At 35.6% G+C, this 15214-nt stretch carries 13 protein-coding genes; 10 read left to right on the forward strand and 3 right to left on the reverse strand.

Features of this window, described 5'->3' with window-relative positions; all coding sequences use genetic code 11:
* Positions 1-332: 332 nt before the first annotated feature.
* From UABHE_RS09845 to UABHE_RS09855, 3 genes are all read left to right on the forward strand, one after another.
* Positions 333-1574 (forward strand): SIR2 family protein, encoded by a 1242-nt coding sequence (locus UABHE_RS09845; RefSeq protein ID WP_372370088.1) that lies wholly within the window; start codon positions 333-335, stop codon positions 1572-1574.
* Between the two features lie 70 nt (positions 1575-1644).
* Entirely contained in the window at positions 1645-4113 is a 2469-nt protein-coding gene (locus UABHE_RS09850) for a hypothetical protein (RefSeq protein ID WP_372370089.1), read from the forward strand.
* A gap of 75 nt (positions 4114-4188) precedes the next feature.
* Entirely contained in the window at positions 4189-5358 is a 1170-nt protein-coding gene (locus tag UABHE_RS09855; protein ID WP_372370090.1) for a hypothetical protein, read from the forward strand.
* On the opposite strand, the gene UABHE_RS09860 is transcribed toward UABHE_RS09855, so the two are convergent.
* Positions 5307-6206, reverse strand: a complete 900-nt coding sequence (locus UABHE_RS09860; protein WP_372370091.1) for a hypothetical protein — start codon at positions 6204-6206, stop codon at positions 5307-5309. The genes UABHE_RS09855 and UABHE_RS09860 overlap by 52 nt on opposite strands.
* A 204-nt stretch (positions 6207-6410) precedes the next feature.
* The gene (locus UABHE_RS09865; RefSeq protein ID WP_372370092.1) at positions 6411-7640 is read right to left on the reverse strand and encodes a serine/threonine protein kinase; all 1230 of its coding nucleotides are present in this window, start codon (positions 7638-7640) and stop codon (positions 6411-6413) included.
* A gap of 308 nt (positions 7641-7948) precedes the next feature.
* Here UABHE_RS09865 and UABHE_RS09870 point away from each other — a divergent pair, with 308 nt between their 5' ends.
* From UABHE_RS09870 to UABHE_RS09890, 5 genes are all read left to right on the forward strand, one after another.
* Positions 7949-8902 (forward strand): hypothetical protein, encoded by a 954-nt coding sequence (locus tag UABHE_RS09870; RefSeq protein ID WP_372370093.1) that lies wholly within the window; start codon positions 7949-7951, stop codon positions 8900-8902.
* A gap of 28 nt (positions 8903-8930) precedes the next feature.
* On the forward strand, positions 8931-10487 hold the full coding sequence (locus tag UABHE_RS09875) for a CocE/NonD family hydrolase (RefSeq protein WP_372370094.1): 1557 nt from the start codon (positions 8931-8933) through the stop codon (positions 10485-10487).
* Positions 10488-11375, forward strand: coding sequence for a 3-methyladenine DNA glycosylase (locus UABHE_RS09880; RefSeq protein ID WP_372370095.1), 888 nt, complete (start codon positions 10488-10490; stop codon positions 11373-11375).
* An 82-nt stretch (positions 11376-11457) separates the two neighbouring features.
* The gene (locus UABHE_RS09885; protein WP_372370096.1) at positions 11458-11940 is read left to right on the forward strand and encodes a thioredoxin family protein; all 483 of its coding nucleotides are present in this window, start codon (positions 11458-11460) and stop codon (positions 11938-11940) included.
* Positions 11941-12134: 194 nt separating this feature from the next.
* Entirely contained in the window at positions 12135-13358 is a 1224-nt protein-coding gene (locus UABHE_RS09890) for an ATP-grasp domain-containing protein (protein ID WP_372370097.1), read from the forward strand.
* Between the two features lie 39 nt (positions 13359-13397).
* Here UABHE_RS09890 and UABHE_RS09895 read toward each other — a convergent pair whose 3' ends face one another.
* On the reverse strand, positions 13398-13856 hold the full coding sequence (locus tag UABHE_RS09895) for a hypothetical protein (protein ID WP_372370098.1): 459 nt from the start codon (positions 13854-13856) through the stop codon (positions 13398-13400).
* A 30-nt stretch (positions 13857-13886) separates the two neighbouring features.
* On the opposite strand from UABHE_RS09895, the gene UABHE_RS09900 reads away from it, so the two are divergent.
* Entirely contained in the window at positions 13887-14381 is a 495-nt protein-coding gene (locus UABHE_RS09900; RefSeq protein WP_372370099.1) for a hypothetical protein, read from the forward strand.
* A 10-nt stretch (positions 14382-14391) separates the two neighbouring features.
* On the forward strand, positions 14392-15165 hold the full coding sequence (gene yaaA, locus UABHE_RS09905) for a peroxide stress protein YaaA (RefSeq protein WP_372370100.1): 774 nt from the start codon (positions 14392-14394) through the stop codon (positions 15163-15165).
* The last annotated feature ends 49 nt before the right edge of the window (positions 15166-15214 follow it).

The following is a 15214-nucleotide window of genomic DNA, read 5'->3' on the forward strand; positions in this document are numbered from 1 at the left end:
TTTGTCTTGTTTTTATAGACATTCTTTGTCTAGAATGAAAAAAATATTTTTTCATTTGCGATACTTTCTTTTGCAAAGACTAAATACAGGGCATGTCCTCACATTTATTATTAACAACATTGTGCAAAAGTTTTACAATATTTATGCTATTATCCAAAAATATAGAAACAAACAGTAGCATTCAGTGACTAAAATCATTCATACCGACAAACAAAAAAATTGAATTATCAGGATGTTAATGTTTGCTAGCTAGAATAATAAAGTATCTCCCAGCTTAGAAAGATGCAAAGACAACAAAGACTGGCTTGCGAATAGTTTAGAGTTATGATAATATGTTAAAAATACAAAATTTTACTACTCGTTGCAAAACAGTAAAACTGTTGTTAGAAAGGCATGCGATGGATTATGTACAACAATTACAACAAGCATATCGACATAAAAACATCACTTTATACTTAGGAGCTGGTACTTCTATTCCCAATGGTCTACCTAGCTGGGACAAGCTAGTTTTGGCTATGTACTTCTCTGTTATTGGTGAACAAAAGATGAAGGGTTGGCGTCCGCTACCTAACTATTTATTTGCTATCGCTGAATGGTACCTTTCTCAACACAATGAACCCCTTGAAATTACTGTACGCAAGTTGCAAAAATATTTCCCACAAGATAGTGAAGGTCAACGAAAATTTTTAGACACTATGTACAAAACACTATATAGTGGTTTACTCGATGAAAGTGGTTTACCTGCGGAAAATTTAAATAGAGATAGCTTACGTGGCGGAAATCCTACTCTAGATGCAATTGCCTATTTGTGTGAGAAATCAACTTCATCAAGAGGCATTCAGTCAGTGGTAACTTACAATTATGACGATTTCTTAGAGATTTCGTTAGAAGGCACAGCAACCGAAAGTATTTATACGTCGACAATACCTAGTTTGCAAAAACTTTCCATTTATCATGTTCATGGTTTTATTCCTATAAGACAACAACTTCCTAGATCTAGTGTTGACCAATTAGTGTTTACAGAAACCCAGTATAACAAAGTAGCTGGTGATCCAAACCACTGGTCAAATAAAGTTCAGTTAAGTACTATGTCAAATTCTATAGGAGTTATGATTGGGCTATCTCTTGCTGATCGAAATATGCGCCGTTTATTGTACGCTGCTAAAAATGAACACACACACACACGCAATTATGCACTACTTAAAAGAGATAAACTAAGTATTACCACTGACGCTTTGGAAAGTATCAACGATAAAGCTATTGATTATATGCATAATTTCCAAAAAAGCGGTGCTAATCGCGATTTTTCATCGAGCTTGATGGGAGCTAACCGCGCTGGTGTTAAACGTGGTATGAAAAAGAAATCGCGTGCCCCTATGCGAAAAACAGCTGCCCCTATGGAAAGTGGCGAGCCACGTTACCGCTACGAAATTCGTGGCATCATTGAACAGGTTGAAAAACTAGATTTCGAGCAACAAGAATTTGTGATGAAAGAATTGGGTGTTCATCCTATCTGGTATGATCATCACGATGAGATTCCTGAAATTTTGAAACAAATAGCTCATTTTGACTAAGGAGTTAAGCTTTTACCTTTAGTCTATCTTTTGTAATTTATTTAAAAAGAAAAAATAGGGAGGTTGTGTTATGAACAAAAAGTGCCTATTACTTGCGCTGTTTTGTATTACTTTTTGTTTTGGTAAAGAAACATTGCTACTTGATTTCGGCAAAAATTTTCATTCTGTTCCCAAAGAAAGAATTGAAAAATTAATTTCGTCCGTAGGTCAAGATCAATTTTATATTGTTAGTGATGATCCACAATTTACAGATGGTGATATCGTACTGAGTTTTGGAAATACACACTACGCTCAACAAATTATTACACAACACGAGCTCGATACTCTTGGTTCGGAAGGTTTTGTTGTTCGTTCGCAACAAATAGACAACAAACTTGTTATTGCTGTTCGCGGAAACCACAATACTGAAAAAAACGTTTGCGCCTCTGGAGACACGAATATTGGTTTATTGTACGGCGCATACAGTCTTTTGCAACAAATGGGATTTGCTTTCTTACATCCATTAGAACCAACTCTGCCTACAAAATTAACTATTCCACAAACAATAGATTCGCAAGAAAAACCATATTGGCCTATTCGCGCATGGCACTTACACACACAACATCCTCTTGAACTCACTGATATGTTAAATGGTTGGGGCCCACAAGGTCCACAAGATCGTCAAGGTTGGGAACAAACACTTCCAGAATGGGATGTTTTTCTTGAATGGATGATTGCCAACAAACAAAATCGCGTAGAGTGGGTTTTGTTAATGGCAAAAACATGGCAGCAATTTGCCGATAGTCGCGAACGCCAGGAGAGATTGCATACTCTTGTCGACATGGGGCACAATTGGGGAATCGCCGTTGGGATTGATGCGCCTATTATTTTGCGCCAGCAACACTCATGGTTGATGGTACGTCAGTTAGATGGTACTGAAATACAACAAATTCATAAAGCCATTGACTGGCTCCACGAAGCGGGTTTTGATTACTTTGAAATTGAAATGGGCTTTAGCGAGTTTACTCATCCTTCTCCACAAAAAATGCTCAGCTGGATGGACGCAGCGAGCACTTACGCCGAAAACACATACCAAAAAAGAACTTATGTTAAAGTTCACTGCTCACAACACCAAAAAGCCGAAGGTTACAAAGATCCTGAAACGGGAGAAGAACTCAACTTCAATTTTCTTCCTTACTATGCCGACAAAAGTATGGGAGTACTACCACACAGTGTCCAATTTTATTCACTAACAGATCCTGCCCCTACATATGGCGGTAAAGATTTTAGTGAAATACGACGTTATATGCAAATGGAAGCGGGAAAACGCGAAGTTGTTTGGTATCCAGAAACCGCTTATTGGGTGAGTTTTGATATCAATGTTCCCATTTTTCTTCCTATATACTCAGATAGACGTTTTTTCGATTTACGTTTAATTGCCCAAGATGAAATCCAAGGAAAAATGGGGCGCGGAGCACATGCTGGTTCACGTATCCAAGGACAGGTCAATTTTTCGAGTGGTTGGGAGTGGGGTTACTGGCTTAATGATGTGGTCACTGCTAGAGCTGTATGGAATCCAATGATTGAGGAAACAGATCACAAAACAGCGCTACGTAAATTGTTAAATGATATTTTTTCCACACTAGGAGATGGTTCTACTCCAGTAACAGAAACCATTATGGAATTGATTCAGCAACAAGAAGATTTACTCATCTTTGGCAAGGTAAATGGCAAGAGTCCGAAAAGCATTGAAAAACGCAACGGAACAGCGTACATTCAAGGTTATGATACATGGATGGACATGTCGAATTTAACAAATGCGGTTGTTGTATGTCCAAGTAAAAAAGGTTTGATCGACATGCGTAACCCTATTGATGAGCCACCATACGATGCTGAAGTAAAACCTGTTTTACGTGCAATGGACGAAAAATTTAATGCTGTCGCCGATGAATTTTCTATGATTTCTGGAAGTGTAGCAACAAGCGGAAGGAAAATATTCGACGAGCTAAACGACGCTATTCGCATTACCGCATTACGCGCAAAGCAAGTTCACAATCTTTATGAAACAGTAGATGAAATCATGGACAACTCATGGAATGGAACTCTTGGTAAAGCACCGCAACGCTTAGCTGAAGCACGTCGCTGTTTAGACAAAGCACAGGTTATTGTTCGCCGCCAAGAAACTCGTTATCGCGTAGATTTAAATCGCATTGCTGGATGGCGTTATAACCCAACTGCTTATAACTATGGCTATTTATGGACCGCGCATTCTTTGGTATATTGGTGGCGCGATGAAGGCAAAGTTGTAGATCAACCAGCAAGTCCTGGTTATTTAAACTTTATTGATCCTATTAACGTAGCCAATGGTGAAGGAGAATGGGTAATCGATGACGAAATCCCAATAATTGGTGGTCTTAACATTACTCAACTACGTAAAGAACTAATCAAAGCTTTTGGTAATGATAGTTTCTTAAAAGAATTACTAACCAGACCAAAGGAAGAGCCGCAATACCCACAAAATGATCTAAGAACAAGACCTGAGTGGTGCCAAGACTGGTAAGTTTTATTATAATGTGGTTAGCTTATAGTTAATCACATTACTCATCTATTCAAACTACCAAAAGGCAACCGTATAGTGATAGATACTAAAAAAATATTTGCTGATTGCGGCAAGTTATTTCAAGAAAGAAATAGGTCATTACTTCTACAACAACTCGATGAAATATTGATTCAAATTCCTCAGCTATATTTTATCGTAGAAAATTCTCTCCTCCGCATTGATTTGCGAAGTAAAAGTCAGATAATCGCTTCGCAAACGTTCGCAAAATCTAGCTTGTTTGTTCAAAACATAAAAAAAATATTTAACCTACGCAACAATAATCCTGAAGTTCATCAATATCGCTTTCTACAATTGCGCGACTGTGCTATTATTCACTGTACTTACCATTTTTCTACTTTCAAAATAACACTCACACAAGTAAAACCACAAACCTCAAGGTCATTAGCACAACTAGGCATAAACAATGCGACGATTACAGCAATAAAGAAAACTGTTTCGACTTCAAAAATGATTTTAGTCACCGCTCCGAGAGAAGGAGGAGCAACAACAACTCAAGGTGCTGTTCTTGAAATAGTTTCAGGAAAATGTTGTGCTATTGATTATGCAAATAGCAAATGGCCACAAAATACCGAACTCATTCCTATAAAATTAGAAGTAGGTAGAAATTGTAGTGCGCTGTTGCGCTCTCTCGAGAGTAATTGTTATCAAGCGATTGCTCACTCTATCCGCGACAATTTTGCGCTTCAGAATTCCATTAATTTACATCACCAAGGTAAAAACATAATAGCAAGTATATGGGGAGGAATGAGATCTCCGTTACATATAATCAAACGACTAGGTGATCTTGGCTTTCCCAAAGATTTAGATGGCTTAGGTCTTGTTATAACCCAACATCTCGTTCCTAAAATGTGCGAGCACTGTTTACAGCCTTATAGACCACCCAAGCAACTCAAAAAACAATTGGCCAAACAAAAAAGAAATCACAACTCGGTATATTATTTTGCCAACGGCTGCGAACGATGTGAACGCAATAATTACCATGACCAAGTTTTGATTTACGAATCCTGGACTATTTGCGATGAATTTCGCAGCGCATTTTTAGCTAATGCCTGCGATGATACTCTCACTAAAATAGCTAAAAAAACAGCGACTTTCGACAAGGTAGCGTGGGAACTTTTACAAAAAAAACAGCTTCACCTAGATTTATTTTTGCAAATCGCGCGAAACGGTTCATTCTTCTCGTAAACATCTGACTCAAACAATTTATATTCTGCATAAAATTCTAAATTCTCGTTTAGAACAGGGATAATATGAGGTCCGTGGCGATAATCTTCGTAGTGTACACCTAAAAGGAATTTTTGATCTTCGGTGATCAGTTCTTGGCATCCTTCCCAAAAAAAGGCATGTATTTGTTTGTCAACTACACTTTTGGCAATTTTGTTTCTTCTTGATTTTGAGCGCTCCCCAAAACTATCTGCAAGTCCGACAACAATAATATCAATTTCATCGTTTATTCTCATTTCTAACATTTCTTTAACATGACCACACATCATTCCGCCAGAAATAATTTCATCTATATAAATAAAGTAATTGTAATCTTTCATAAACGGTTTTAAACGCTCTAGTTCTTGGTAATTGTTTAATCTTCCCGATGCATTTTTACCTTTCCTACTCATAATAGCAAATTCTTTAGGATAAAGTACAAAACTAGAAGTGACCGGATAATAGACATCTATATTAGACAAGTCCAAAAATTGAGAAATAGCACGCCAAATGGGATATGCTCCACGCATAGGAGCGTATACCAAACATTTTTTGCCTTTAACTTGTACTTCTATTTGCTGTGCAAGTTTTTTACAAGCTAACAAATAAGAATGATTGCGTTGTGAATCGTTTTTGTATTTTCTTTCGTGAGGATGGCGACGATTAAAAAATTCGCCTCCAATTTTAAATAACGAATCTGTAGGCCACAAGATAGAGGAAATAACATTTTTGTCGTATATTAGTTCATGCCACTCATTACGGGAAGTGACTATTTGCTTTTTGTCGAATTTTAATCCACATGCTTTTTTATAACGTAACCATAGCTCCATATTACTATTCCTTAAGCCTTCTTTGACCATATTGTTACAAACTATAAATTTATTAATGGGATAGATTTGGAGAGATTCTTGGAATTTTAAAGAGTGTATAAGCAAGTCAAATAGTTACAAAAATCATTTAACTAAGTTGTGGTGACTGTTCGTAATAGAGAACAAGTTATTGTTCAACAATTACGAACTGAGTATATCGAAATGTTATATTAAAATGCGCTTGAGAGCAAACATTAGATTTTTGATTTCGCGATAGCGCTTTTTGGGATCTTTGCGTATCATGCGATGAACTATTTTTGCTAATTTTTCTGGTATGGTAAAATCGATGGATGTTATTGGAGTGGGGTCATTGTTTATGATACTTGTTTTGATATCTTCTATGCTTTTACCACTTGCAGGAGGATTTCCAGTTAGCATACGATAAAAACAAGCTCCAAGACAATAAATATCAGTGCTCGCATCTAATTGTGAAGAAGTACTGAATTGTTCAGGAGCCATATATTGCGGCATTTTTGTTATCTTGCCAATACTTTTGGCTGGTCCACTTTTTGTTGAACGCGAAGCACTTAAGTCTAAAAGTTTACTTACGCCGTCATCGCGAATCATGATATTGCGAGGATGCACTTCTGTGTGCACCCTTCCCAAAGAGTGCATGTGTTGTAAGGCACGTGCTATTTGCTTTATGATGCGTAAGCTTTCTCCTACTTGGAGACGTTTTTCGCGGTCCAATTTCCCCGATAAATTTTGTCCATCTACGAGTTCCATTGCATAATAATACATGTTATTATCAACGCCTTTGTCGTAGATTCGAACTAAGTTCGGATGATTGAATCGTGCGGTTATTTTAGCCTCGTGAAAAAACTTACGAATGTTATCGTAATTTTCAAATTCAGGAGAAAGAACCTTTACCACAACTAGGCGATCGAGTTCCACTTGGATTGCTTTGTAGATAGAGGCTTTTTTTACTTTGTTGAGTATTCCAACGAGTTCATAACCACGTACAGTAGATTTTCCTGTTGATTTTAGCTTGCGAAAGTGTTGAAATTCAGAATCTTTAATAATTTCTTCTACTTTTTCGCGAACAATATAATTATCCATCATTGCAATAGAAGCAAAATTTAAAAGCTTTCCTTGTAAACTTTCGTTTTCGTGTCGTTTACGTAATTGTTTTACTTGATTAGAGTTTAGTACTCTACTTTTAAATGCGATATGCGCGAAATACTCATTGTCTAATTTCGTCCTGTATATAGTTTGCATTTTCAATACACGTTGAATTTGCTCGTCAGAGAGTAGGCCTTTTTCCTTCATCACTTCACCAATTAACTTTGGCTCGCGATATAATTTTTGTGTATTAAGGCATTCCACTACTACTTTTTGGCTTACGTATCCTTCTGAAACAACTATTTCCCCAAAGTAATTCGGAATCACTTTCATAAAAATTTCCTCACAGGATTTTGTTAGCTATAGAGTTTAGAGTATGTATTAGTGCGACTTACTAGAATATCTTAATTTAGTACAGTATTTCTAATGTTACAAAAATTAAGCTTTATTGTAAATAAAATTCCATTGTACTGTTTTTTCTTGAAAACAGCAGATTTTTTTGCATAATTTCACAAAGTTGGTGGTCATAAAACAAGAAGTGTGTATATTTGTAAAGCTACTTAATAAATGAAGAAGAGCATTGCAATTAAGAAGTATCATCAATTAAAATTTAGTTATGAATTACCACAGGAGGAATAACTATGAAAGTTTATTTTACTTTTTTTCTACTTGCTATTTGTATTTGTTCGTGTAATCAAAGTATATCTACTGAAAAAAAAGTAACTTCTTTTCATAAAGAATTTCAAAAAGGACCACTAAAAATCACTATAGATTTTTCTCCTGAAAAACCAACGATCGCAGATAGAATTGAGTTGAGTTTAAAGGTAGAAACAAGCATCAATTACCAAGTTAAAATGCCTGAATTTTCCGATAACATTGGTCGTGTATTCTATGTCTATTCTTTTTTTCCAGAGCCTCCCAAAGTAAAAGACAAAAAACGCATATATAAACACTTTTATACTTTAGAAGCTTTACTTTCTGGTAAAGTAACGATTCCTCCTATTAAAATACTTTATAACAAAGCGGAGCAGCCGACTAAAAAATATACAACGGTAGTTGATTCGATTGACATTGAAATACAAGCAATAGATCTTGACAGTCAAAAAAAAGGCATTTATGATATCCAGAGTATAATGCCTTTGCACAAATCGAACTTTTATTTATTTTTGGCATGTGTAGTTGTAGGAATTATTTTCATTGTTTTTTTTATAAAAAGCATCAAGTCTTCTCCGGTGCTAAAGGGCATTGAACAAGATTTACGTACTCCAGAAGAAATAGCGTGGGAAAGACTCAAAGAACTTTTAGATAAAAATTATGTTGAAAATCAGAAGTACCAAGAGTTTTATTTTATTCTAACGATGATTGTTCGCCAATATATCGAGAAAAAATATAAAATAAAAGCGTCAGGACAAACCGCGGAAGAATTTCTTGACGACATTAAAAAATTAGATATTTTCGACGCTCAGCGTAAACGAGATTTTTCAGAATTTTTAGCTGCAACAGATTTTGTAAAATACGCTGCGCAAGATCCTCAAGAAAAAGAAGTTACTTTAGTGTTCACTGCCGCAAAAAAGTTTATGAACTTAGAGAGTTAAGAAATGTGTCGAAAATAGGAGAATATCTATGAAAAAAATATTTATAGTCATCGCTATATTACCGTGGGTGTTTGCTGGCAATTATAAATACCAAGAAAATATTACAATCCTTTCCGTAGATGGAACAAAAATATCAGCCAACCTATTCACTCCTGAAGGTGAAGGCACTTTTCCACTTATTATATTCCCTAATAGCTGGGCTATGGATGAACATCAGTATTATGTGCAAGCGTCTTTATTTGCCGAAAAAGGTTATGTTGTTTTTAGTTATAGTTCAAGAGGTTGGGGAAAATCTGGAGGAACGGTAACCGTTGCAGGGCCTGAAGACCTTGAGGATCTAAGTTCTTGTCTTGATTGGGTTTTGGCTAATGCTCCTGTTGACGAAAAAAATATCGGAATAAGTGGTATTTCTTATGGAGCAGGAATTTCACTACTAGGCCTAGCGCATGATAATCGTATAAAAACAGCTGCTGTTATGAGCGTATGGGGAGATCTCATTCAATCTCTCTATGGCAATGAAACTCCACATGTGGTATGGGCTACTGTTTTGTTAGGATCAGGTTACTTAACTGGTAATATGGACCCGATGATTTATGAGCACTACCAAAATTTAGTGAAAAGAAAAGATATACCAAAAACTCTAGCGTGGGCAAAAAAAAGGTCTCCTTTGTATGTACTTGATAAAATAAATAAACGCAAAGCGCCTGTGTACATAAGCAATAACCTTCAAGATGAAATGTTTCAGCCAAATTCAGTTGTGGAGCTCTATGAAAAACTAACTGTTCCCAAGCGTTTAGATTTAAATTTGGGAATCCATGCTTCTGCTGAACTTGGAGGACTTCTTGGTATAGACAACTATGTGTGGAAAAACGCTCATTTGTGGTTTGATCACTGGTTAAAAGGACAAGACAATCGAATTATGGAGCAACCTCCTGTAACTATAGCGGTTAAAAACACCGGAGAGCGCGATTCTTTTGGTGCATGGCCTCACAAAAGCATTCGCGCAAAGCAGTATTTTTTTTCACAAAGAACCATACTCGAAAATGGTACGTTAGTATCCAAGGTTCCTAGTCGAGTAGGTAAAGATAAAATTTCTTCTGGTATTCTGTCAGGTATTACGACAGGGATTCCTATTATTGGAGCTATATTCGAGGCCCATAGTCCTATTCCTATTATTACTTTCTTGCCAACAACCAATCCAATTATATCAATCTACTATCAAAGTGAGCCATTACCAGCAAAATTTCAATTACGTGGTACTCCTAAAGTTGAAATCTGGGTCAAGCCTTCCGACAAACAAGTTCAAATGATAGCTCATTTATATAAACTCGATAGTTTTGGTTTCGCTACTCTTATGACTCATGCTCCTATTACTTTACACGATCAAGTACCTGGAAAAGCAGTGAAGGTAACTTGGGACTTAGTAACAACGGCATACGATCTAAAAAAAGGCGATCGATTTGCACTTGCTATTGATAACTACGATTTAAATTACAAAAGTCCAAGTAAGTATTTTTCTACTGAGATACTATGCGGAGAAAATTTTACATCAAATATAATTATTCCTTACACTGAAAAACCATAAATGCGTGTACTTTCAGAACAAGATTGGCATTGTCAAAGTCGGAACTTAAAAAAAAGAATTGATGGCAAACTCCGAAAATATTTCACTAATCGCAGTCAAAGCACAAAAAATCCTATCGTTGATTTTTTGTTTGAGTACTACTCTTTTCGTTTTGCAGAATTAAAATGTTGGAGTCCAGGCGTAGGTGTTATTTTAACTGGCGAATCCACACAGAGTTTTTTAAAAAATCCTATGTACAAAAAAATGGGTAAGGGTGTTACTTTAGATACTGATCAAATCTCTATAAAGCGCCAAAATTCGATAAAGTGGATTATTGATTTACTCGAAAGAACAAAAGAGCGTACCGCTTATCTTGGTTGTTTAGGTTTACACGAATGGGCAATGGTTTATAAACAACAAAAAACGCGACACAATATTTCTCTGCGTATGACTCCGACTCAAATACAACATTTTGTTGAAAATAGTAGCATTTGCTGTTCTCACTACGACGCTTACCGCTTTTTTACAAAAGAAGCGATTAATTTTAATGAGCTAAAACCAACAAAACAAACGCGTCATCAATACGAACAACCTGGTTGTTTACATACAAATATGGATTTATACAAATGGGCTCATAAATTCTATCCGTGGATAAATAGCGAACTTATCGCTGACACTTTTGAACTGGCCTGGGAAATACGAGAAGTGGATATGAGAGCTAGCCCTTATGATATTCAACATTTAGGTTACAAACCTATTCTCATTGAAACCTCAGAGGGTCGACAACAGTACATTGCTTTCCAAAAAGAATTTTCAAATAAAGCAGCACCATTACGTCAAAGATTGATCGATGAATACCAAAAGCTACTGCAGATGCTAAACTATGACTTTGCAAAAACAAAAGCATAGTTCATAATATTAAGACCACGAAGTTATTGTAGTTTACAAACTAATCTTTATAAAAGGAGGCTGGCTTGAGGCCAGAATTTACATGAAAAATATTTGCTACTTACTTATTCTTATCTCATTTTGTTTGCCATGCTTTGCTGACAAAGCAGAAGACAGTAAAAAAAGTCATTCTCTATGGTTAACAGATCTTGACAAAGGTAAAGAACAAGCCAAAAAACAAAACAAACTTATCCTTGTTGATTTTACTGGTAGTGATTGGTGTCACTGGTGCGTTAGATTAGACAAGGAAGTTTTTGAACATAAAGAGTTTAAAGAATACGCCAAGAACAATTTAGTTCTAGTTATGCTTGATTTTCCAGCGAAAAAGAAATTACCTGCAGCGGTAAAAGAAAAAAACAACAAAGCCAAGAAAAAATATGCTATTCGTGGCTATCCTACTATTTTACTTTTAGACCACACAGGAAAAGAAGTTGCACGCACTGGTTATAAAAAAGGTGGACCAAAAAATTACGTAAAACACCTAACTTCAATACTTGAAGAGTATAAAAAAAGCGCTAAAAAGTAATTGTATTAGGAGCGTTCCTTGTGGGCGTCCACGAAAAAGCCAAACGTTTTGTTTTACTGTATAGAATAAATCTATCCTTTACAACGTGCGGCATAGGGGCGGTGTGACACCGCCCATATTACAAATGAATAGCTTTTGCCACTAGTTGTTACCAAGTGGCTCTCTCATCTTAAAAATAAGAATAAGGAACAAAAATGGATGTGTATTATCATCGCATAGAAGGTTTTCATGGATTAGATAGTATAAAAGGGATTGAGCGTTATGGAAAAAGAGCAGCAGCGCTCTGTAATACAGAAGATATTTTATTGTTAGATTATTATTCTGAAATTAAAATTCCCATAGAAGAAATTGAACTTTTAAATACAGCTGGACTTGGTCCTAATCCAGAAAACATATATGCGGTTAAGTTTTCATCTACTCAAACATGGCAAGAAAATTTGGCAAATAATCGTGAAGTTATTCATACTCTAGAAAAACTTCCACTTAAAAGATTCATGCCTTTTACTGCAAAATCTCCTATTATTCACGATCTAGTAAAACATTTAGACATTGATTATGTTTTTTCTAGCCAAAGTTTAGCTTTTTGGGGAGAAGATAAAAGCACTCTTATTACTCTAGGAGAAAAACACGGGCACGTCCCCAAAGGATTTACTTGTAAGAATAAAGATGAATTTCTTGAAGGTTGGGAAAAGCTATCTTTGCAAAAGAACTTTACAGGAGAAGCTGTTATCAAGCCATTCCAAGGAGCTTCTGGTTTATTATCGACAATTGTTAAAACAAAAGAACAAGTTGATAACTTTGTGACAAATCACGAGTTGCCAGGAGGAGGAGTTATTCAGGAGTGGTTTGAGTTTAAATCATCACCATCAATTAACTACTGGATTCATCAACAAAATATCGAAGAACTTTTTATTAGCGATCAAATATTTGAGGATTCTCCTCCTCTTTACGGTAAAGAAGGAACTTGTATTCATCGCGGCAATGTTTTCCCTAGTAATTGTGGTGACGATATTTTACGAAAAATTAGAGACTATGCGCAACCTATCGTACAAGATTTTGCAGATAGAGGCTATCTTGGTCCTATCGGTTTTGATGCTATTGTTGCCAATGATAATGAAGTTTGGATCGTTGAAGCTAATCCTCGTGTCACAGGTCCACACTACGGTTATTTTGCTGCCAAAAAGAAAAACGCCCATGCTTTTCGTTTGAGTAATGAAGTTATTAAAAAAGGAACAACGCCTCAAGAATTACATAACCACTTACAAAACTTATTTTTGACAAAAAATAGTAGTGAAGGTTACTTTGTTTATAACTTTTCAAACGGTAAATTCACAGGTGTTGTTTTAGGGAAATCGCGTCAAAATGTAGATGAAATTTATGATAAGATCCAAAAAAAGTTAGCTGAAATTCGCAGTTAAGATATTGCGAATTTCAAATGCACAGTTGATAGTTACTCATTAAGTTTTATCTACAAATTCGTGATCTAAGGTTTCTGAAACCACATTTTTGCTAAATAATTTTTTTTCTATTTTTCCAACAGCCCAGTTACCAAGAGGAAAATACGTGCCAAAAAATATTGTCATACTTAATGTAAAATTTCTCACGCCAAAACATATATCAATAAAATTATCGGGAAACGCATATGATGTGCCTAGTGCGTAACCAGAAACTTCTAAAAGAGCAATAGCCACAACTCCATAAGCATATTGATCTACTATCGATTTTTTGCGTAATAAAATAGAAATAGGTACCATGTAACAAAGATAACAAGAGATCACTTGTGACCAGTGCGCAAAACGCGCAATTTGAAAATAATCACCGATATTATGCATGATAATACCACAAGTAAAATACACAATTAAGTAGGTGATAAGTAAAGTTTGTGGTATTTTCAATTTAGCTAACAAATGTTTCATAAAAATTCCTCAAGAAGAAAGGTTTTTCTAATGGGAAAAGCATTAAAAATAGTGGCTTTGGTGTGTGCTTTATGCCTTCTTGCTTTACTTACTATTGCATACTTTTACAAACAGCATCCGAATGTAAAGACTTATATAGATCAAAGTTTAATTAGTTCCATACCTTATCTCTGGGATCTTATTATTCACGCAGAGCATTACAAGGTAAAAATTGAATGGGTTTTATATGTCCTACTTATATCAATGATTGTTGGGTATAAAACGGGTTTTCTGGGAACTTCAAAAGACAAACCTAACGCAGCAGCAAAAACTATTAATCTTTCACTTATTGTATTTATGCTTTTTGTAATTTCAACAGTTATTATCTATTTTTGGCCATCAAATCATATAAATCTTGCTGTTGTCGAATTTAACAAAGGCCCTGATTTTTTTACAAAAACGAAATATGTGTTCGATGTAGTGATCATGAGTTACTTATTTTTCTTTGTTTTTATGTTAATTTCAGCTATCAACAAGGACGTGTAAAGGAAGAGTGATGCTGTTCGTAATATCTCCGTCAAAAACACTTGATTTTGAAACACCTGGGAAAATTAAAAAACATTCTCTCCCTGATTTTTTAGATGATGCACAAACAATAGTCAATAAATTACAAAAACTATCGGAAAAAAAAATCGCTAAGTTTATGAACATCAGCCCTAAACTAGCGGAACTTAATCGCCAAAGATACCAAGAGTGGCAATTGCCCTTTACATCAGAAAATGCAAAACAAGCGATGTATGCTTTTAAAGGTGATGTTTACGCAGGATTAAACGCTGAAAAGTTTACTGGCCATGATAGCAACTTTGCCCAAAAACACTTGCGCATATTATCAGGTCTTTACGGAATACTTCGTCCTCTTGATCTCATTAGGCCTTATAGGTTAGAAATGGGGCGCGAACTAAAAATAGGCCGCAAAAAAAACTTGTATGATTTTTGGCAAAAAAAAATCACCCAAACACTGCAAGAAGAACTGAATTCAGCAAAAGAGAATATACTTGTTAACTTAGCCTCTAATGAATATTTTCAAGCTGTATCTACAAAAGAACTGGGTAGCAAAATCATTACTCCTGTATTCAAAGACATGAAAAATGGTAAATACAAAATGATTAGTTTCTATGCCAAAAAAGCACGCGGTTTAATGGTTCACTATGCAGTAAAAAATCGTGTAAAAAACGTAGAACAATTGAAAGAATTTGACAGCGAAGGTTACTATTTTTCTCCAGAAATGTCAGATAAAGAAAAGTGGGTTTTTCTACGCGAGGAGCAATAGCCAAACATTTGTTTGTGGATGCGAGTAGTATCGAGCCCGGGTTCGGGCT

Origin of the sequence: Candidatus Uabimicrobium helgolandensis (assembly GCF_041508025.1) — a bacterium.
In the GTDB taxonomy this organism is placed as follows: Bacteria; Planctomycetota; Uabimicrobiia; order Uabimicrobiales; family Uabimicrobiaceae; genus Uabimicrobium; species Uabimicrobium helgolandensis.

What these genes read in the sequence shown, in the direction of transcription:
- UABHE_RS09845 (WP_372370088.1), top strand. Translation starts at nt 333, where the DNA reads ATGTTAAAAATACAAAATTTTACTACTCGTTGCAAAACAGTAAAACTG.
- UABHE_RS09850 (WP_372370089.1), top strand. Translation starts at nt 1,645, where the DNA reads ATGAACAAAAAGTGCCTATTACTTGCGCTGTTTTGTATTACTTTTTGT.
- UABHE_RS09860 (WP_372370091.1), bottom strand. Translation starts at nt 6,206, where the DNA reads ATGGAGCTATGGTTACGTTATAAAAAAGCATGTGGATTAAAATTCGAC.
- UABHE_RS09865 (WP_372370092.1), bottom strand. Translation starts at nt 7,640, where the DNA reads ATGAAAGTGATTCCGAATTACTTTGGGGAAATAGTTGTTTCAGAAGGA.
- UABHE_RS09870 (WP_372370093.1), top strand. Translation starts at nt 7,949, where the DNA reads ATGAAAGTTTATTTTACTTTTTTTCTACTTGCTATTTGTATTTGTTCG.
- UABHE_RS09875 (WP_372370094.1), top strand. Translation starts at nt 8,931, where the DNA reads ATGAAAAAAATATTTATAGTCATCGCTATATTACCGTGGGTGTTTGCT.
- UABHE_RS09880 (WP_372370095.1), top strand. Translation starts at nt 10,488, where the DNA reads ATGCGTGTACTTTCAGAACAAGATTGGCATTGTCAAAGTCGGAACTTA.
- UABHE_RS09885 (WP_372370096.1), top strand. Translation starts at nt 11,458, where the DNA reads ATGAAAAATATTTGCTACTTACTTATTCTTATCTCATTTTGTTTGCCA.
- UABHE_RS09890 (WP_372370097.1), top strand. Translation starts at nt 12,135, where the DNA reads ATGGATGTGTATTATCATCGCATAGAAGGTTTTCATGGATTAGATAGT.
- UABHE_RS09895 (WP_372370098.1), bottom strand. Translation starts at nt 13,856, where the DNA reads ATGAAACATTTGTTAGCTAAATTGAAAATACCACAAACTTTACTTATC.
- UABHE_RS09900 (WP_372370099.1), top strand. Translation starts at nt 13,887, where the DNA reads ATGGGAAAAGCATTAAAAATAGTGGCTTTGGTGTGTGCTTTATGCCTT.
- yaaA (WP_372370100.1), top strand. Translation starts at nt 14,392, where the DNA reads ATGCTGTTCGTAATATCTCCGTCAAAAACACTTGATTTTGAAACACCT.